This window comes from Flagellimonas meridianipacifica (assembly GCF_003001695.1).
GTDB lineage: Bacteria > Bacteroidota > Bacteroidia > Flavobacteriales > Flavobacteriaceae > Flagellimonas > Flagellimonas meridianipacifica.
Map to the genome: position 1 here is coordinate 108,769 of NZ_PVYX01000001.1, position 18,579 is coordinate 127,347.

The 18,579-nt window shown below is 36.7% G+C and carries 19 protein-coding genes; 1 reads left to right on the forward strand and 18 read right to left on the reverse strand.

The genetic code is table 11. The features are described from left to right. Positions 1 to 173: 173 nt before the first annotated feature. The 6 genes from CLV81_RS00480 to CLV81_RS00505 all read right to left on the reverse strand — a co-directional run bounded on the left by CLV81_RS00480 (position 174) and on the right by CLV81_RS00505 (position 7,902). Complete coding sequence (locus tag CLV81_RS00480) at positions 174 to 947, reverse strand: M90 family metallopeptidase (protein WP_106143119.1); 774 nt, start codon at positions 945 to 947, stop codon at positions 174 to 176. Between the two features lie 16 nt (positions 948 to 963). Beyond that, the gene (locus CLV81_RS00485; RefSeq protein WP_106143120.1) at positions 964 to 1,176 is read right to left on the reverse strand and encodes a heavy-metal-associated domain-containing protein; all 213 of its coding nucleotides are present in this window, start codon (positions 1,174 to 1,176) and stop codon (positions 964 to 966) included. A gap of 23 nt (positions 1,177 to 1,199) precedes the next feature. Then, positions 1,200 to 3,458 (reverse strand): heavy metal translocating P-type ATPase, encoded by a 2,259-nt coding sequence (locus CLV81_RS00490; protein ID WP_106143121.1) that lies wholly within the window; start codon positions 3,456 to 3,458, stop codon positions 1,200 to 1,202. 264 nt (positions 3,459 to 3,722) lie between these two features. Next, positions 3,723 to 4,286, reverse strand: coding sequence for a DUF305 domain-containing protein (locus tag CLV81_RS00495; RefSeq protein WP_106143122.1), 564 nt, complete (start codon positions 4,284 to 4,286; stop codon positions 3,723 to 3,725). Positions 4,287 to 4,615: 329 nt separating this feature from the next. Next, on the reverse strand, positions 4,616 to 5,497 hold the full coding sequence (locus CLV81_RS00500) for a DUF4249 family protein (RefSeq protein ID WP_106143123.1): 882 nt from the start codon (positions 5,495 to 5,497) through the stop codon (positions 4,616 to 4,618). 2 nt (positions 5,498 to 5,499) lie between these two features. Then, positions 5,500 to 7,902: a TonB-dependent receptor gene (locus CLV81_RS00505; RefSeq protein ID WP_106143124.1), complete on the reverse strand. Its 2,403-nt coding sequence runs from the start codon at positions 7,900 to 7,902 to the stop codon at positions 5,500 to 5,502. Positions 7,903 to 7,980: 78 nt separating this feature from the next. On the opposite strand from CLV81_RS00505, the gene CLV81_RS00510 reads away from it, so the two are divergent. Beyond that, a complete protein-coding gene (locus CLV81_RS00510) occupies positions 7,981 to 8,193 on the forward strand; it encodes a hypothetical protein (protein WP_146129795.1) in 213 nt (70 codons plus the stop codon). Between the two features lie 92 nt (positions 8,194 to 8,285). Here CLV81_RS00510 and CLV81_RS00515 read toward each other — a convergent pair whose 3' ends face one another. From CLV81_RS00515 to CLV81_RS00570, 12 genes are all read right to left on the reverse strand, one after another. After that, positions 8,286 to 9,311, reverse strand: a complete 1,026-nt coding sequence (locus tag CLV81_RS00515; protein WP_158259048.1) for a glycosyltransferase family 9 protein — start codon at positions 9,309 to 9,311, stop codon at positions 8,286 to 8,288. 74 nt (positions 9,312 to 9,385) lie between these two features. Continuing rightward, positions 9,386 to 10,435 (reverse strand): helix-turn-helix domain-containing protein, encoded by a 1,050-nt coding sequence (locus CLV81_RS00520; protein ID WP_106143127.1) that lies wholly within the window; start codon positions 10,433 to 10,435, stop codon positions 9,386 to 9,388. Between the two features lie 137 nt (positions 10,436 to 10,572). Beyond that, positions 10,573 to 11,184, reverse strand: coding sequence for an SRPBCC family protein (locus CLV81_RS00525; RefSeq protein ID WP_245911870.1), 612 nt, complete (start codon positions 11,182 to 11,184; stop codon positions 10,573 to 10,575). Between the two features lie 70 nt (positions 11,185 to 11,254). Next, positions 11,255 to 13,654, reverse strand: coding sequence for a TonB-dependent receptor (locus CLV81_RS00530; protein ID WP_106143128.1), 2,400 nt, complete (start codon positions 13,652 to 13,654; stop codon positions 11,255 to 11,257). A 39-nt stretch (positions 13,655 to 13,693) separates the two neighbouring features. Then, positions 13,694 to 14,023, reverse strand: coding sequence for a hypothetical protein (locus tag CLV81_RS00535; RefSeq protein WP_106143129.1), 330 nt, complete (start codon positions 14,021 to 14,023; stop codon positions 13,694 to 13,696). An 83-nt stretch (positions 14,024 to 14,106) separates the two neighbouring features. Then, positions 14,107 to 14,628 carry a helix-turn-helix domain-containing protein gene (locus CLV81_RS00540; RefSeq protein WP_313790273.1) on the reverse strand — a complete coding sequence of 174 codons (522 nt, stop codon included), beginning with the start codon at positions 14,626 to 14,628 and terminating at the stop codon, positions 14,107 to 14,109. Positions 14,629 to 14,688: 60 nt separating this feature from the next. Next, complete coding sequence (locus CLV81_RS00545) at positions 14,689 to 14,883, reverse strand: hypothetical protein (protein WP_106143131.1); 195 nt, start codon at positions 14,881 to 14,883, stop codon at positions 14,689 to 14,691. Positions 14,884 to 15,184: 301 nt separating this feature from the next. Further along, complete coding sequence (locus CLV81_RS00550; RefSeq protein WP_106143132.1) at positions 15,185 to 15,898, reverse strand: PepSY domain-containing protein; 714 nt, start codon at positions 15,896 to 15,898, stop codon at positions 15,185 to 15,187. Position 15,899: 1 nt separating this feature from the next. Beyond that, on the reverse strand, positions 15,900 to 16,481 hold the full coding sequence (locus CLV81_RS00555) for a DUF2911 domain-containing protein (protein ID WP_106143133.1): 582 nt from the start codon (positions 16,479 to 16,481) through the stop codon (positions 15,900 to 15,902). Between the two features lie 6 nt (positions 16,482 to 16,487). Further along, positions 16,488 to 16,970 carry a nuclear transport factor 2 family protein gene (locus CLV81_RS00560; protein ID WP_106144841.1) on the reverse strand — a complete coding sequence of 161 codons (483 nt, stop codon included), beginning with the start codon at positions 16,968 to 16,970 and terminating at the stop codon, positions 16,488 to 16,490. A 58-nt stretch (positions 16,971 to 17,028) separates the two neighbouring features. Continuing rightward, complete coding sequence (locus CLV81_RS00565) at positions 17,029 to 17,700, reverse strand: class I SAM-dependent methyltransferase (RefSeq protein WP_106143134.1); 672 nt, start codon at positions 17,698 to 17,700, stop codon at positions 17,029 to 17,031. Positions 17,701 to 18,044: 344 nt separating this feature from the next. Beyond that, positions 18,045 to 18,572 carry a hypothetical protein gene (locus CLV81_RS00570; protein WP_106143135.1) on the reverse strand — a complete coding sequence of 176 codons (528 nt, stop codon included), beginning with the start codon at positions 18,570 to 18,572 and terminating at the stop codon, positions 18,045 to 18,047. Between the last annotated feature and the right edge of the window lie 7 nt (positions 18,573 to 18,579).

Below are 18,579 nucleotides of genomic sequence, written 5' to 3' on the forward strand. Positions count from 1 at the left end.
TATTCCCGATATGAAATCAATACCAGAGCGTTAATTTTCTTATTAACCTATGTAAGGTAAAGTCTTTTTTGTGCCTTGTTATGGACTTCACATGGAATGGGATATTGCCAGTGATTATCAACTAGCTAATTTCTTTGCTATTGACCTGATATTTTTTTCTTACTGAGCCATTTTCACTTTTTCGGTTCCTGCTTAAAACACCTCACCAACATTTTATAAAGTTCGGGATGTTTTCTTTTGAGTAAATCAGGTCGCTCAAAAAAATACTCGGCGGCTACGGCGAAAAATTCCGCTTCATTCGTTCCGCCATAGTTTCTTATATCGGATTTATTCGCATTGATGGCTTCCATTTCCTTGTGGATCAGTTTTAACCATGGAATTGTGTATTGGTGCTCCGTCAGCCGTTCTGGGATTCCATCCGTGAAATCATCGAGTTTATCAATGAGATGTACAAATTCGTGAATGCCCGTATTATTTTTATCGCTTTGGTTCTTGAAGCCATGATATAATGCTTTTTTGGATAATATCATTTGCTTTTCAAAACGTCCGTTTCCCACAATTCCGCCAATAATACGCGACTTATCTTTACTGCTAAATTGCAAATCCTCATTGAAATTGTCTGGATATAACAGTATTCCGCTTAAATTGGTATAGTGCCATTCTGGAAAGCCAAAAACGGGTATCACAGCACTTGCGGCAATCAAAATCTTATCGAGCTCTTGCAATTCCAATTGTACGCCATCAATATAGACTTCACTCAAAAATTGCATCATTCGCTGTTGAAAAACCTTTTGCTTCTCTTTTGAAAGGTTGCTATAATAATGTACATTCTCTAATAATAGCCCGTGCCAATGTTCTGGAAATGGTTTAATTCTATGACGTTGCGCTTTTCTATAAAAATGAATCGCAAATAGAAGAATTACAACCGAAATTAAAATGTAAGCCATATTAAACTAAAGAGCATTAATCTACAGCTTCTGCATTGAAGCCCACTTTTTGCAATGTAGCTTTTACATCTTCTTCTGAAGCACCATCGCTTTTTATTGTTAGAATTTTATCTGGGTTTACAGTATCCACTTCCCAGCTTTCAACACCTTCCTGATTATTTAAGAGTGGTGTTACCTTAGATATACAACCGCCACAATTAATGTTTGTTTTAAATTTTAAAGTTTTCATATTATTTTAATTTATAATTAGTATTAAAGTTTTATCCTTTTTAACCTTAAGCTATTTGCAACTACAGAGACACTACTAAATGCCATTGCTGCACCTGCAATCATTGGGTCTAATAAAAAGCCATTTATAGGGTATAGCACGCCTGCCGCTATCGGAATACCAATAATATTATAAATGAATGCCCAAAACAGGTTTTGACGGATGCCCAGTACCGTTTTTTTTGATAGTGCCAATGCTTTCGGAATGGATTGTAAATCTGAGGTTATCAATGTCATTTTTGCAACATCCATCGCAATATCGGACCCTTTGCCCATCGCGATACTTACATCGGCTTGCGCCAAGGCGTGGGAATCATTGATGCCATCGCCTACCATAGCTACTATTTTACCATCAGACTGCAATTTTTTCACAAAGGCTGCTTTATCCGAGGGCATTACTTCCCCTTGGAAATTTGCTATTCCCACTTGTTGGGCTACGGCTGATGCTGTCTTATTATTATCACCTGTGAGCATATAGACATCAATGTCCCTTTCCTGAAGTGTTGCAATGGCTATTTTTGAAGTTTCCTTTATTTTGTCTGCAATAGCAAGTATCGCCAATACATCTATTTCATTACCAAAGAATATGACGGTTTTTGCTTGCTCTTCAAGACTTTCTGCTGTTTGCATCAAGGAAGCATCAATTTGAATATTCTTCTCAAGCATTAGTTTATGGTTTCCAATATAGTATTGTGAGCCATTTTCTGTTTTAGCCTGCACACCTTTACCCGTAATACTTTCAAAAGAAGCAATTTCAACTTTTTCAATATTTTCTTCTTTAAAATGATTAACAACTGCTTCCGCCAAGGGGTGTTCAGATTGGGCTTCTATTGCTAAAAGCAACTGTTTAAATTTATTTTTATTTTCAAGTGTACGCTTCCAATGTATATCGGTCACCAATGGTTTTCCCTCGGTAATAGTGCCAGTTTTATCAAGGATGATAGCATTAACTTTATGACCGAGTTCTAAACTCTCGGCATCTTTTATAAGGATATTATTTTCGGCACCTTTTCCAATTCCCACCATAATAGCAGTAGGTGTAGCCAACCCTAAGGCGCAAGGACAGGCAATGACCAATACAGCGACAGAAGTCAATAAAGCTTGAGAAAACGCATTATCACCTCCCATAGACATCCATACGATGAAGGTAATAATGGATATCCCCAATACGATGGGAACAAAAATTCCAGCAATTTTATCAACCAATTTTTGTACGGGTGCTTTGCTGCCCTGTGCTTCCTGTACCATTTTTATGATTTGGGAAAGCAGGGTTTCAACTCCCACTTTTTCTGCCTTGAATTGAAAACTACCTCTTTGATTGACAGTACCAGCAAATACCTTCTCTTCTCTAGACTTTTGCACTGGAACAGGTTCTCCCGTAATCATACTTTCGTCTACATACGAGCTTCCTTTAGTAACTTCCCCATCTACGGGAATCTTTTCTCCAGGGCGGACTAAAATAGTTTGACCTACTTGTACAGCAGAAATGGGAATTTCTTTTTCTTCCCCATTATCAATAACTTTAAGCGTTTTAGGTTGTAATCCCATTAATTTTTTAATGGCCGAAGAAGTATTCGATTTGGCCTTTTCTTCCAGTAATTTCCCCAAAGAAATAAAGGTGATAATCACTGTCGCCGCTTCGTAATAAACGTGTGGCTCAATAGCACGATTTAACCAAAATTCCGGAAATAAGGTATTGAACACACTAAACAAAAATGCAATGCCCGTACTTAAAGCCACCAAGGTATCCATATTCGCCTTGCCACGTTTGGCCTGTTTGAAAGCATTGATAAAAAAACTACGCCCAAACCAGAAAAGAATAGGAATAGCCAATACCAAAGAAATCCACTTACCAGGTACCCATTGCATAAAGAACATTCCAAGTACGAAGATGGGCAGCGTCAGAATAGCTGACCAAATGGTACGGTTTTTTATGTCCTGGTAATGCTTTTGCTGAAGCTCTTGTTGTGCTTCCACTGGGTCTTCTGCATCGATAATGATATCATAGCCCACTTCACGCAGTGCGTTCTGAAGTTTTTCTTCAGAAATGGTTTCATCGTAATCGACTAAAACCGAATTGCTGGCAAAATTTACGATGGCCTTGTTTACGCCATCGGTATGGGAAAGAATCGACTCAACACTACTGGCACAGGCGGCACAGGTCATACCCGTAACTGGAAAGGATTTTTTTATGCCTGATTTTTGTTCTTTGGGTTTGGTTTTGAATATATTGGTTGCTTCCATTTATTACTCCGTTTTGTATTTCACAAATTTCGGAATAGAACACGGGAAAGCTGTTACGTTATTCGCTGAAAGAGTTGTAAAATTTGCTGAAAAATTGACTTGTGGTTCCTGTAAAGAGCTTTTTGCAGGCTGGCAGTCAATTTTTTTTGAATTCATCAACCTCTAAAAGAAAAAAGATTTTCAACCTCTAAAGCCTTTCCCTAATTGGAAAGATTATTTAAGGTAAATCCTTTTTCTTTTAATCGATGATGTATACTTATATTTTTAATCGTTTAGATTTTTTGTTTCCTTGGTAAGCGAACCTTCAAACTTAGGAATTGGGTGATTCTTTCTCTCCTCTTCTGTTTCCACTATTCCATTCTCCTTGATGTCATTGATTAACCATTGCATTTCCATTATTTCTCTACGTTGCGCCTTGATGATTTCATCGGCAAGTTTCCTTACCCTGACATCTTTTATTTTTGAACGTTCGCTAGTTAAAATAGCTATAGAGTGATGGGGAATCATTCCTTCCATATAGTCAACACCAGTAACTGTTACTTGACTTCGGACTAGCCAAATCCCTCCTGCAATCAATAAAACCCCTAGACTCAAAATCATAATATTCTTGTTTCTCTCTTTGTACATATTTAACATATACAGAAGCATAATAATGACCATCGACCCACCCATAATCAGGGTCATAAAAAATCTGGTCTCACTGTACCAGAAATGGTCAATAATCTGATACGAGTGTGTGTACATCAAAAAGAACATCGCAACCATTGAGGTGCCAATCATTGCGAAAAATTTTAAATAATTATTTGGCTTTTTTTCGGTGTTTTCCATAGTTTATGTTTTTGGTTGTTTTAATTAATTTAATCTATTAAAATTAAGAATAATACAAAGCAAGTATGGACTACAACGGATGATATTTTAACTCATTTGAAATGCTAGAAAATATTAAATTATAATAGTTTAAAAGACTAAAAGTATTACTAAAAAATAATGATTTGAGCAATCTGATTTAAAACAAATTTGCGCTCATAATATACTATTACTTATAAAATAATCATTTATATCTTATCCTTTATGTAGACAGAACCTATAACAAGATGCTTTAAAAAAAATCTTAGAAACATCGGTTCTCCCATAACTTCTAATTTTCTGTAATACTATTAGTTTTCCTGTTCGACAAAAGTATAAACTTGATTTACGACCTCAGTGACTCTAAAAAATCCGAAGGCATAATTATCTTGGTTCTGAAGATTTACGAAGTTTCCTTTTAACCTTGTTGGTATGGTTGCAAAAGGGTCACCAACGTTATCACTTTGTTCTATAAGTATATGCAAGAAGTCATAATAGAGTTCGGAAATACCATACAAGTTGATATCCACCATATCTCCAGGTAATATTTCATCTTCTGCATCCTCGGCATTTTCTTCGTAAAAAATAGATACTTCATTACCATTGGTAAATTCATCTGACACAACCACTCTTAGAGGGAACAAATCATCGCCTTCTAAAAAGGTAGCATAATAAAAATTTGTTTCATTCTCGGGATCGTCAAAATAAATAGTAAGATCTAACTCCTCTTCATCTGAGCCACCTATACGTGATTGTTCTATCCTGTTTATTTCAGGAACTGGTATTAATGTTTCTTGTGCGATATAGGTCTCATCGTTATAGATTATCTCCAAATTATAGACATTATTAATAATAGGCTCGAAATCTGAAATAGTATACCTTCCATCTTGCTGATCCTCGAACACATAAACTTCTCCATTTGTGACATTTTCAACGCTTACAAATGCACCGACTACCGGATCTAGGGCTGTATCAAAAAACGGTGTGGTAAGACTAAGTTTAATAGTTTGATCATTTCCTGAAGTGCCTTTTTCCCAATCTAGAGACGCCTCTATAACAAGACGAGAGGCTTCAGTTGGCACAGCCACATCTACAACATCTGTGCAGGAAAAAACAACTGAACTTAGAAGTATAATCGTTACCGCTGCTTTTGATCTTAATTTGTTGATTATTTTTTTTATTCTTGAATTCATGACTAAAATTTAAAGTTATACGTTATTGATGGGATAATACCAAAAATCGAAGTTCTTAAGGCTTCATTTACACCAGTATTATAATTTTGATTGAAAGAAATCGACGCCGCATTCATTCTGTTATATAAGTTATAAATGCTAAAAACCCATTCTCCTTTCCACCGTTTATCTGGTCTGCGATTGGGTTTGTAGGTTGCTGCAATATCTAACCTATGGTAGGCAGGCAGGCGATTAGCGTTCCTCTCGTCGTAGATGACAATAGAAGATCCTTCGTATTCAAATTGACCGGAAGGATAGGTAACCGGGCGACCCGTTTGATAAACCAAGTTGGAACTAAATGTCCATTTATCGGATAATTTATAGACTCCTGATAGAGATATATCGTGTGTGCGATCATAAGGTGTATTGTACCAATTGCCGTTGTTAATACCAGGACCTCCGGCATTGCCCCCAAAAGAGCGTTGTTCAGATTTAGCTAGTGTATATGCCAACCAACCTGTAAAACGGCCTTTGTTTTTTCTTAAAAGAAACTCTAAACCATAGGCTCTTGCCTCCCCATTTAAAATTTCCGTTTCTATGGTATTATTTCCTAATAAGTTGGCTCCATCAATATAATCAATACGATTATCTGTTGTTTTATAGTAGGCTTCTAATTCAAATGAATATTTGTTATCGTTGGAATTGCGGTAGTACCCTAGGGCGTATTGGTTTGATAGCTGTGGTTCTATGAAGGGTCCGCTGGGTGTCCAAACATCTAAAGGGGTTACAGATATTGTGTTTGACAGTAAATGTAGATATTGAGCCGTACGCGTATAGCTTCCCTTTACTGATGATTTATCGGTTAATTTATATGATAATCCCAATCGTGGTTCTAAATTCCCAAATTGCCTAATTGTTTGCCCTCTTGAATACGGTGCGTTACCAACCGCTGTACCGCTTTGATAAATCCCTAATTCTTGATTGTAAACTACGGGCTGGTTATTGGCATAATTAGTGATAGTCTGTTGGCCTAGTCTGTTGAACGTACTATATCTCAATCCGTACCTTGCGGTAAGCTTATCTGTAATTGTATGCTCTGCACTTACATAAGCGCCAGCCTCAAAGGCATTTTTCTGGTCTAATATCAAAGGGTTAACTGAAGAACTTGGGGTAGACGGCACGATCTCTCCTGGATTTAAATTATAGGAAATACCATTAAGGCCAAAATCTATTTTTAATTTATCGGTTGCATAATAGTTAAGGTCGTACTTTACATTGAAATTCTCTATATCTGAGATCCAATCCAATTGATCAAAATCTAGTATTATTTGATAATCGTACTTACTGTAAATAAGCGATAAGTTGGAGAAAAGTTTGTCATTAAAAATATGATTCCAACGCAGGTTGGCAGAGGCGTTACCATAATTACTGTCTAAAAGACCAGAAATATTAAATACATCCCTACCAAAATAACCTGACAAATAGACCTTATTGTTTTCGTTAATTTCATAGTTGGTTTTGAGATTTAAATCGTAAAAACTAATATTACTATTTCCCAAATCGTCCAACAATCCAGAAAAAAGCTGAGCATAAGTGGTTCTTCCTGCCAAAAGAAAGGAACCCTTTTTATTAAACATTGGGCTTTCTACTGCAAGCCTACTTGAAATTAATCCAATACCACCATTGAGTGCTAGGTCTTTATTATTACCTTCTTTCTGTCTTACATCCAATACCGAAGATGTCCTCCCTCCAAATTTTGCTGGAATGTCACCCTTATAAAGCTTCACATTTTTTATGGCATCATTATTAAAGACAGAAAATAATCCGAAAAAATGAGATGTGTTATATATAATGGCTTCGTCTAAGAGTACCAAATTCTGGTCTACTGCGCCACCTCTTACGTTAAAGCCTGCTGAACCTTCTCCATTGTTTGATACTCCCGGCAGAAGCTGTATGGTTTTTATAAGATCTACTTCACCCAATACAGCAGGTGCTAATTCAATTGTTTCCGCTTTTAAGGCAACAACTCCCATCTGCGGCTTTCTTACATTAAGTTTCTCTATGCCTTCATCTGCTGTAATAATTACCTCTTCTAAAGTGTTTGAGGCCTCTTCAAGCTCAAAATTTAACTTTATATCCTCGGTAAGTGATATTTCTTTCTTAATCTCTTTGTAACCTAAATAGGAAACAATTAGTGTATATGTCCCTTTTGGTGCTGTAATAGAATAAAAACCATACTCGTTTGTGGTTGCTCCTATAGTGGTTCCTTTTAAGTAAACCGATGCTCCCAATACTGTTTCGCCATTAATTATATCACTGATACTTCCCCGTATGGTATATTTCTCTTGGGCAAATAACGTGGTGTTAATTAAGATAAAAAGTAATGATAAAAATGGTTTCCTGAATAATTGAGTGGGATGTTTCATTTACAGTTTAATTGTTTTAAATTAGAATTATTTTACTCTGACACTAATCAGACAATAAAAATTAGATCATTGACTATTATGACGTGCTTAATAGACTTTAAAGAACGACAGGTAAGTGCACCAGATTATTTGCCTGTTGTCCAGAATGCTTATTCTGTACCGATTATCTTATTTTTAGGAATTGAATTCTTTAATTGTGTAGGCGTCAATCCCTTGACCTTCTTAAAAGTAGCATTGAATGAAGACTTAGAGCTAAAACCAACTTCCGGTGTGATTCCGAAAAGAGTATAATGCGCATATTGGTCTTTCGCTGGAGATTTTTCGCAAACGATTGGCTTTTTGGCTTTAGTGTGAAAACAACTATTAACTTCTTACAACCTATTTTAGAAGATTGCCTCCTTGATTCTTTCTAATATCTCGTTTATTTTAACAGAATTAGTATCTAAGGGTATGTTGTTACCTCCATAAGGTCCATAGGTTTTTGGGTCGGTAACATTAAACAAACCAAATGTAGTCGTATTTGTGGACGATGATAAATGCATTATACCGCTATCTGCTCCAATGAAAACAACAGAATTTTCAATTACCGAGGCTATTTCCCTAAGGTTATTACTATAAAAATGCACACTCTCGTAATTGATTTGAGATACATTTTCATTTGGCAATATTTCTAAAACGTTAAAATTGGTAAACTCAGTTTTTAGTTCTTTATAAAATTTTAACCACCATTTTTTCGATAGACATTTATTTCCTGTAGCAAAAGTGAAAATGCAAATAGTTTTTTTGTTGCTATTAAATAAGGCTTTAATTCGTTGATTTCCTTTTTCTATTTCTTGTCTAGATAGTTTTATTGATAGCTTCGGATACCTATCGGTGAGATAGTCTGATGGATCCAAAAATTTTCTTAAATTATAGATAGGGATTTTTGCAATATGTTCAGGTCTATTGAGCTTGGTAGTACCTGAGTTGTAAATCTTGAATTTAGCTCTTGACAACTTAACAAATATTTTGCTTGAATTCGAATCCTCACATCCCACAATTGCAATGTTATATTGATTTGAGATTAGGCTTATAGACTTTATCAAATAGTCTATAATATTATTAAATGGCTTTTTAGGAAGGTTAAAAATTGTCTCTACACAATGATAATTGGAGAGCAATATGTAAGAAAGGTTTCCATTGACTATTAAATGTATTTTACAGTTAGGAAATTGTTTATTAATCTCTTGTATTAAAGGGGTTATTAAGAGTTGATTACCTAACCTATGATTTGGTCTTGTAATTAAAACTTTAATTTCTGAATCTCTAGGAAGACTTTCTAATAGATTGATTCTTTTGGAGTTTCTAAAAGAACCCGTTAGTACCTTAAATATTTTATTTTTTAATGGATTTAGCTTTTTAATTGACAATTTTAGAAGGATTTAAATTCCTTCAAAGAACGACATCCAAGTATACAAGATTATCTGTCCGTTGTCCAGAATACTTATTCTATACCAGTTTCATTTTTTTTAGCAATGGAGTTCTTGAATTGCGAAGGGGTCAATCCCTTGACCTTCTTAAAAGTAGCATTAAATGAAGACTTAGAGCTGAAGCCAACTTCTGAGGCAATTCCGAAAAGAGTATAATGAGCATATTTCTTGTTTTGTAGGTTAACGACAAAGGCTTCAATCCTGTATCCATTAACAAAATCCTGAAAACTAATATTCATATGTACGTTCAGAACTTCAGAAATATATTGCCTTGGAATATTTAATTTTTTTGATACACTATGGATCGATAACCTAGGATCTAGATAAAGCTTTTCTTTTTCCATTATCTGTATCAAATCATTTTTATAGCTTTTAATTGATTCTGGTTTTAAGTTTGAGGACTTGTATTTGGTAATCTTGGTGCTTGGAATAAGCTCTTTAGGTTTCATTATTAAATAGAACGTTATTGCATAAAACAAGAATGCTACGATGAGAATCAAATAGGTGTTAAAATTATCATCATCAGAAAACACTATTGGCTCCATCTCAAACAAATCGAAAACACCATTTATGTATGAAATGCTCATTATTAAAATAATAGGAACAACGAAATACAAAACCCTATTAGCCCTTTTAGTTCTAAGCAAATTGTATAAGATATGGACTAAGTAACCCAAAAACACAAACTCGATCAATGTCTCTGCGATCTCTAAAAGATCGTTTTCCCGTTCTGAAAAAATTTCCAATGTTTCACTTAAGAATAAAAATATACTAGGTAAGAAAAACAAATAGTCCCTTTTTAAAAAAACCTCTTTATCAGAATTTAAATACTTGAAGTATAAAAAAAGAAATGTAAGAAATAATGAGCTGTCAAAGAAGAACCAATCTGCATCTTCGACGAAAAGGTTATTATCGTCATCACCAACTATGTATAACAGCACTGATATGATACTTCCACAAAAAAGCCAAAAGGTTATTTTTCTATATTTTCTTTTGTTCTTGTAAAAAACCAGGAGGAGGAAAAGGCCTTGTACCAAGGCAACTATTTGAATGATTTTAAGCATTGATTATAATTTAATTATACCACATTTGAACATTGTATAGCAGAAGCTTTTTAATAAAAATCTTGAACAAGATGCCTTTCACAAATCATTATGAGAGGCATCCATTTTGTGATAGACAAAAGTGTCCCAATTCAAATCTATTCTATAATTACATTAAAAGGTGCTGCAATGTCTGTATTACCGCCTGCATCATCAAGACCTGTGTTTGGTTTGATTGGCAAATGGCGTAGTGTAAAGGTCAACACTCCTGAACTTGCTGTCCCTGCAGTAAGCGTGAATTCTGTGCCAAGTGGATTGCCGTTACTATCAAAATTACCATACTCCGTTGTTACATCAAGTCCACCAGCAACTGTATAAAAAAATTGATGGTCTACATCTTCTTCTTCTATTTCTTCTGTTACATTTTCTGGTGGATTAACCGTTTCATTAAGAATTACAATCGTACCATTGTAGGTAACTCCAGCAGTTAGGTTGCGCGAAACAGTAACTACTGGTGGCTCTGGACCTTCGTCATCCAAGTCACGGGTCTGCAATGTAATGGTTGTTCCACCGCCTTGTGGTTCAAGTGTAACCGTTAAGGTTGTTAGCGGTTCTTCTTCATTTACCGGTTCTGGTGTATCATCATCATTCGAACAAGATGCGAACAAGATAGTTGCAAATATTACAGTAGCTAAAAGTTGTACATTTTTCATTTGTTTTTGATTTAAAAGGTTAAAATTTGTGTTCATTCTAAAAGGTTTAAAATTCATTTGATTATGTTTTAATGGTTGTTAGGTTATTCAAAAAGTTTTGCTCTCATATTTTTAATTGTTGTAATGATTAATAATTGAATTTCAGATTTAACAAAAAGTTCCTACCCAAATCATCTGCATAAAAGCGTAGGCGGTTTAAGTAGTTTCTGTAGCTGATATTTAATAAGTTTGAAATGCCAAAGCCTACCGTAAGTGTTGATTTTTTGTTGACTTTAAAATCAATACTGGAATTGAAATTGATTAAATGGTATGCCTCTGGCGGTGTACTCACATCCACAAGTTCCATTGTTTCTGTCTCTGGTATGAATACCTCAAAATTGTTGTTAGGAAATTCATTTTGTCGGAAGTAATACTCACTCTGTAACGACAGCCGAATGTTGTTGAACTCTGTTTTTTGATAAACGATTTCGTTCTTTATATTCAAGGGTGGCATACTAATCAGTGGCTCGTCTCTATTACGGTCGTAGCCCTTTACTAATGAAAACTGACTGTTGATTCGATAGTTTTTGGCGAAAGCGTAAAACGCATCAACATCTACACCAAGCAATTGGGCATTGGTTTGGCGGTATTCCCATACCTGATAATTACCCCTGATTGTTTGTCTAATCTCAGTAGGTTCAATGACGATAAAGTTTGAAATCGAATTGATAAACGGATTTACTGAAAAGCTAAACAAGCTATTATCCCTTTGAAATGTCATAGATACTTTGTGCCCTATTTCAGAATCAAATCTCAAATCACCCAGTTCGATTCTGGAAGCGGAATGGTGCAGACCTTCACTAAAAAGTTCTGAGGGATTGGGTGCACGTGATGCAATGGAATAATTAAAATAGAGATTGTAATCATTACCAAAAGAATAGGTTGTACCCAATGTGCCAGAAGCATTGTAGAAATTTAACTGGGGATTGGTCAGAATCTGATTTTCAAGTTCCTCAACAACTATTTCAGGAAATACTTGGTCATAATTGCGCGATTCCCAAAAAGAGGTTCGGTAGAATTTGAAAACGTCCATATAGATATAATCAAAACGTCCACCTGCTTCAAGAAGCCACTGGTCATTCAATCTATAATCTGCTATGGCATATAAACCCAAATCATATTTATCATAGTCCGGTATCAATCGCCGCACACCAGTATCTGGGTCTGCAAAATTGTTTTGATATCTTCCCATCACACCCGCTTTTAGATTTAATTCATCAGCTAAGCGTGAATTTAGGTCTAGCAATAGCGTGTGGGTGTCGAGCTGCAAATCCAACGATGCTCTTCCTCTGCCATCACCACGCCTGATATCGAATTCAAGACGATTATTTCTTTGAAAATCATACTGCAAGTTCAACTTTCCCAAGCCATCAACTCTTTTGAAGGCTTTTATTCTTGCCAAATGATGGGTTACATCTTGTTTGGGTTCATTGATTTCATATGTGAAATCGTTGACGATTAATGGTCTGAGGCTATTGATAGCTCGAATCTGGTCTCTTGCACCGCCTGCAACGGAAGCTCTTAAAATGCCGATTTCGTTTTTAAATAATGAATAATAGGCCTCTATGCCATAGTTAAAGCGGTTGATCCCCACTTGCAAAGAAGCGTTTCGTGCAAAAATACCCGTGTTGCTCAATATGTAATCCGGTGCCTCAAAATCCCCAAAGCGTTTTAATGTTCCCTGAACTGATGTATACCAGCCGTTTTGATAACTTTTGGTTAATTGGGATGTAATAGACGAACCACGTCCATTGTTAGCAGCAATAAGTAGCGTTTTGCCATAGAGGCTATCTTTTACAGGGACTTTTAAAGCTTCTGCTACAATTACGCCACCCACCGCATCACCACTGTATTGTAATGCCCCTGCTCCTTTTATCAAGGTTAGATTGCCAACGGCATTGATATCAACGTTGGGGGCGTGTTCTGCACCCCATTCTTGATCTTCCATTCGCACACCATTATTGATGATTACAACACGACTGCTGTGAAGACCATTTATAAGCGGTTTTACAACAGTGTTTCCTGTATTTAGAGAAGAAACCCCGCTTAGGCTATTAAGGGCATCGCCAAGCGAACCGCTACTAAAATTTTCCAAATCTTCTTTGGCCAGGGTGTTCTCAAAAGTTGTTTTGGATTTGTTACTGTAGGCCTTGCCTGCAACTACTACTTGGTTAAGTTCTTCAATATGATGTTCCAGCTTAAATGATGTGGTCGTGTTGCCTACTACCTTGACTGTAAAACCTTTGGTCAAACAGAAGGGGTGGGACACCTGTATGGAATAGGTGCCATCGCATAGGTTTGAAATAGCAAATCTCCCATCCAAACCTGTTTGCACAGCCTGTTCAGTACCCGCAACAATAAGGGTAGCCCCCACGAGCAATGAACCATCGTGAAGGTCGGTTATGGTACCAGAAAGTATATTATCACAATTTTGAGACAATGATGTAATACTGCTTAAGAGCAATATTAACAGTGCATATTTACACATATGATTCTTTGATTAAGTTGAAACTGATTTGTTCGCCTTTTAACAAAAGAATGGGGGTGCGCGTAATTGTGTGTTGGTTCTATTAAAGGAATGGAACTGTGATAAAACAAAGGCTTTGTGAACCTTTTCAAAAATTCTACTGAGCAATAAATCTGGATACTCGATTAGGTCGTAGTCTATGGAGGTTAGGTGGAAATTGCATATCTCACATTTTGTAACGGTTTCATGGATATGTGTCACTTTTTCTGCACAAGTGATATGCTCGTGACCTTCGAACATATGAAAAAACCGGATGGCGGCAGGTGCCATTAAGGCTAAGGCGAGCAATAACGCAACAATATTTTTTCCAATCTGTTTTTTGTATTGCATCGTTTTTCTAACGGTTAGGAAGAATTGGTTTCACATAATTAAGAACACCTACGGCAGATCTTGCTCCTTTACAAGGGAATTTATTAGTGTACTTCATCCAAAGAATTTCTGTTTTGAATGGCACTGTTCTTAAATTTCGTTGGTGTCATCCCAGTGATTTTTTTGAATTGGTTGCTTAAATAGGCAACACTACTGTAATCCAATTGATAAGCAATTTCTTTTAAGCTCAGCTCATCATAAATCAATAATTCCTTGACCCTTTCAATTTTTTGATTTATGATGTATTGTTCAAAAGTGATGCTCTCTACTGAAGAAAACAACGAGCTTAAATACTTGTGATCTAGATTCAATTCATCTGCCATATATTCGGGCCACTTCACACCATCGAGTGATTTGGAATGATGAACCTTATTTATAACCAAATTTTTCATCTGTTCAATGAGCTGTCCCTTACGGTCATTGATGATTGTAAATCCGATTTTTTCAAGCCTATTTTTTAATTCTTCCTTAATTTCACCCATAAGTTCATCTTTTAACGTTATTTCACCCAAGGTGACATTGGTATACGGAATTACCATTTTATCCAAAATTTCTTCAATGGCCATTATACACCGAGGGCAGACCATATTTTTTATGTATAAAATCGACTTCATACTATTTAAAAACTAAAATCCGTACTTAGCTCTGAATTCCCATATGGCCTTAAAGAAAATGGCAATTAGCGCTATAATAAAAAACAACACCAAGGCCAAAATACCGTATATTTTTGTCCTCCTGTCCTTTCTTTCCTTCTCAGGGTTTGGTTTGACTTTTTTTAAATCCCTCTCCTCCTTTCTTCTGTTTCTTCTACTATCGCTCATTATTCAACTATTTATCCTACAAATTGTAATCAGGGCCATCTTCCACGATTCTCAATCGCAACGCTCCGTAACATCTCCGGTGAATCAAAAATTTTACTTCCCGAAAAGGGCAAATAGAATAAGCGTAATCGTTAAGTATATTCCAAATAGTATAAGGATTGAAACAAAAAGATAGAGGCCCTCCTTTTGCCAGGAAACCCTTTTTGAGGACACCGGTTTCTTTCTCTTTTCATTTTCTTGACACTTATCTTCCATAACAAATCACTCTTCCCATACCGTTTTGAATTCTTCACATTAAGCTTCAAATCACTTTTTTGGTCTTTTTCAACCTTCTTACAGTTGGTGAACTCACGAACCACAACAAGAATCCGCTCAGAACCGTAATCAATCCAAGTAATGAAAATGCCCTTAGCAGAGTGGTGTTGAAATCATCACGTGTTTGATAGTCCATCGTATGGGTCATCCATAAAAAGTCGAACCATCTCCAGTTTCGGTGTCGAACCGTTTGGAATGCACCATTTTTCACCGCCACGTAGGCTTTAAGGTTCTGAGGAGTGTCGTAACTAATTTCGTAAGCAGGCAGGAGCCTACCACGGTATTCATGTTGGTCTCCCACCGTATTGATTATTTGAATCCCAGCCACTTGAAGTTCTGGAAGCATATGCCTTTCTGCAACCTGTAAAGCTTCTTGCTTCGTAACTTTAGTTTTCAATTTACCTGTTTTCGCGTCGTGGAGCTTGGATTTGTTGATCCAGTAATACGGCTTCCCGGCAATTTCAAGCAACTCCAATGATTCTATTGGATCCTGTAGTTGAAGACTTTGTGTACCCAACAGGTTACTGAATCCGGTTTGGCTTACTTTCTCCTTTTTGAAATGGTCACCATGTATCTCGTCGATGTCCGTCCAGCTAAAATACATGCCACTTATGGTCCACATCAGAAACTGGATTCCTAAGAAAATTCCAAGATACCGATGTACTTTTCTTATTTTCAGGGCTGAGTGCCTATTTACCATATTAGTTATTTACCTTAAAATTGAATTCTACAGATACTCTCTCCCAACTCAATGAAATTGCACCTTCTTTATCATTAACCTTGTTGATTTGATATTCTAGATGTTCGGTCAATTCATCCGAAATCAAGGGTTTTACCTTAAAACGAAGAACATCCTCCTTTTCATCGTACTCATCTTTTCCGTGTTGGTTCCAATTGGAATTGAAAATGATGGTCCATTCTTCTTTTGATGGAATCGTAAAAAAACCATATTTCCCGGCCGGAAGTATTTTATTATCGATTAGTAAATCTTTATTTGTTTCTATCCAAGTAGCCATATGCGCTCCTGCTTGCCAGACCTGGTCATAAGCCAATAAACCACCAAATATGATTCTACCCCTGACCCCTGGAGATGAATAGTCCATGTGTATGTGAGCATCACCTATCATTGCCATTGTTGAAGTAAGTGGGCTTAATACTTTTTTTGGAGGTTCGGTCGTTATTGCTCCTTTCGATTGCTCTGGCAATGATTTGGTTTTCTGCTCTTTACAATTTGCAAAAAGAAGGCCAAACACTACGATGCCTAAATAAATATATCGACTCATTTACTGTTACTTTTTATTTCTTGAAGATGAGTGGGTTTTAATTATTTTCCATTGGTCATCAGTTTTTTTCAATATTGAGGTGGCCACCCCTTTTCTATTAATAATGCGGGGTGATGCGCCTTTTTCAGCTTGAAGTTCTATGGTATAGGTGTACGTTTCCGTAGTAAATGCATAAGGAAGACCTACCTCGACTTGAATCATATAATCGGAGAACTCAAATCGATTGAAGTGTGAAAGTTCAGGCCCTAGGTGATGTTCGATATAATTCGCATAGGTACCCTCAATGCCTCCCTGCTCAAACACCTTTGAATCTGCGGAGAACAGTTCAAAAGTGCCTTCGGTGGTTTTGTTCTGTAAGGCCTCCTTGTATTTCTTCATGATTGCGACCACAGCCTCTTCTTCTGAGGATATCGTAGGTTCTTGGGCGTTGACCGCTGTTACTGCCAGTACCGCCAGCAATGGCAAGAAAATGATTTTGATTCTTTTCATTTTTATCGTTTTAAGGTTATTCATTATTTTTCTTATGTTTTGTAAATTATCAGTACTTCTAAACCCTACAAAAACTTGGTTTTTTCCCCTGATAATAGCAGTAGCTTCCAATTTTTGTGTTTACGTGGCCCACTTCTGCCACGTTTTCAAACCCAGCAGCCACCATAAAATCCGGTATAAGTCCTTTTACGTTGTCGGCCGTGGTCGCAAAACCGTCAAGAATTTGGACCGAATAGAACATACCTCTCATCAACCTGGATTTAGGTTTTCCCCAATCCCCAATGAGTAGTGCCCCATCGGGTTTGAGCACCCTGCAAATTTCATTTAGACAGGAAATCTTAGCCTCTTTGTCCAGTTGGTGGAACACCAACGAACTGAACACCTTATCATAGGTATTATCAGGATACGGAAATACGCCGCCCCCGTAAAGATCCAGCTGGATTTCAATATCATTTTTCGTGAACTTCTTTTTAGCAATATTTTTGACCTTGGGGTCAATATCCAAACCAATATAATTGGCATTTCCATTTTTAGTATTGGCCAAAATGAGATTCTGCCCGGTACCGAACCCAAATTCAAGAATTTCCTCACCGTCCAAAGGATCTAAAAAATCCATCAATTTATTTCTGAATTTCCTTTCAGGCATGGTGAACCTTATGGCCAAGTCATAGAACCCGGTCAACCAGTCATGGCCCAAAGCGGGAATAAATTCTTTTTTATCGTCCGTCATCCTACCCAATTTGACATCAATTTGCCGGCATTCACGTTTCAGTTGCTGCCGAATTGCTGGATTAGTGCCCAAAGGACTAAAAATCCTATTATGGCATAGAGGAAATAGTCCAATAGCCTTTTTAGCCTGTATCTATCTTTTTTACTGTTATCTCCCGACTTACAACAATCTTTCATAATGCTTAAATTTCATTGTGCCTGTCAAGGGAAGGGATTGCATACACCAATAATCAATTAGAAATCTCCCCTCCCATAACAGGACTTTGACTTTATAATTTTGCCTAGGTATCCATCAACATTGTCAACTAACTAATCAACCATTTTTACTTACAATGCGACAGCTACCTAGGGTTTTTTCATCTTTTTTACCACAGCTGAAAATATCAACCACGGCAATAGTGCAAACTGCACCACAGGGGATACCCCTACCTTTACAAAAGGAAGAAGGGGCATGTTGGCCGCGTAGGTCCAATCTCCTCTACTGGTATGCCATATTTCAGCCAAAATTGCGCCTATGGTTCCTACCGTGACCAACACTACCAAGCGCGGTATGTTCAGTTCCCCGAACCAATAAACATCCTTGTACAGGATGGCAAAGCCAAAAAAAAGCAGGAGCACCATGAGCATATCAGCAACCGAGGCGAGGGCACAAAATGTAATCTGTTTCAGGTCATATTCAAATCCTTTGTACAAAGTGCCATGGGCAATTTCCCAAAGCAGGTTTACCACAAAGGCAGTCGAGGCTATGTTAAGTACATACCGCCCATATTCTTTTACATCGGTGACTTTTCCCTGAAAATGAACATAAGCCAACACCACTAATAGGAGGACAATGGTCGGGATAACAAAAATATCTATGCTCAGTGCATCCATACTGGTT

What these genes read in the sequence shown, in the direction of transcription:
- CLV81_RS00560 (WP_106144841.1), bottom strand. Translation starts at nt 16,970, where the DNA reads ATGAAAAGAATCAAAATCATTTTCTTGCCATTGCTGGCGGTACTGGCA.
- CLV81_RS00505 (WP_106143124.1), bottom strand. Translation starts at nt 7,902, where the DNA reads ATGAAACATCCCACTCAATTATTCAGGAAACCATTTTTATCATTACTT.
- CLV81_RS00530 (WP_106143128.1), bottom strand. Translation starts at nt 13,654, where the DNA reads ATGTGTAAATATGCACTGTTAATATTGCTCTTAAGCAGTATTACATCA.
- CLV81_RS00570 (WP_106143135.1), bottom strand. Translation starts at nt 18,572, where the DNA reads ATGGATGCACTGAGCATAGATATTTTTGTTATCCCGACCATTGTCCTC.
- CLV81_RS00550 (WP_106143132.1), bottom strand. Translation starts at nt 15,898, where the DNA reads ATGGTAAATAGGCACTCAGCCCTGAAAATAAGAAAAGTACATCGGTAT.
- CLV81_RS00545 (WP_106143131.1), bottom strand. Translation starts at nt 14,883, where the DNA reads ATGAGCGATAGTAGAAGAAACAGAAGAAAGGAGGAGAGGGATTTAAAA.
- CLV81_RS00535 (WP_106143129.1), bottom strand. Translation starts at nt 14,023, where the DNA reads ATGCAATACAAAAAACAGATTGGAAAAAATATTGTTGCGTTATTGCTC.
- CLV81_RS00495 (WP_106143122.1), bottom strand. Translation starts at nt 4,286, where the DNA reads ATGGAAAACACCGAAAAAAAGCCAAATAATTATTTAAAATTTTTCGCA.
- CLV81_RS00480 (WP_106143119.1), bottom strand. Translation starts at nt 947, where the DNA reads ATGGCTTACATTTTAATTTCGGTTGTAATTCTTCTATTTGCGATTCAT.
- CLV81_RS00525 (WP_245911870.1), bottom strand. Translation starts at nt 11,184, where the DNA reads ATGAATTTTAAACCTTTTAGAATGAACACAAATTTTAACCTTTTAAAT.
- CLV81_RS00565 (WP_106143134.1), bottom strand. Translation starts at nt 17,700, where the DNA reads ATGACGGACGATAAAAAAGAATTTATTCCCGCTTTGGGCCATGACTGG.
- CLV81_RS00540 (WP_313790273.1), bottom strand. Translation starts at nt 14,628, where the DNA reads ATGGCCATTGAAGAAATTTTGGATAAAATGGTAATTCCGTATACCAAT.
- CLV81_RS00510 (WP_146129795.1), top strand. Translation starts at nt 7,981, where the DNA reads ATGACGTGCTTAATAGACTTTAAAGAACGACAGGTAAGTGCACCAGAT.
- CLV81_RS00485 (WP_106143120.1), bottom strand. Translation starts at nt 1,176, where the DNA reads ATGAAAACTTTAAAATTTAAAACAAACATTAATTGTGGCGGTTGTATA.
- CLV81_RS00555 (WP_106143133.1), bottom strand. Translation starts at nt 16,481, where the DNA reads ATGAGTCGATATATTTATTTAGGCATCGTAGTGTTTGGCCTTCTTTTT.
- CLV81_RS00490 (WP_106143121.1), bottom strand. Translation starts at nt 3,458, where the DNA reads ATGGAAGCAACCAATATATTCAAAACCAAACCCAAAGAACAAAAATCA.
- CLV81_RS00520 (WP_106143127.1), bottom strand. Translation starts at nt 10,435, where the DNA reads ATGCTTAAAATCATTCAAATAGTTGCCTTGGTACAAGGCCTTTTCCTC.
- CLV81_RS00500 (WP_106143123.1), bottom strand. Translation starts at nt 5,497, where the DNA reads ATGAATTCAAGAATAAAAAAAATAATCAACAAATTAAGATCAAAAGCA.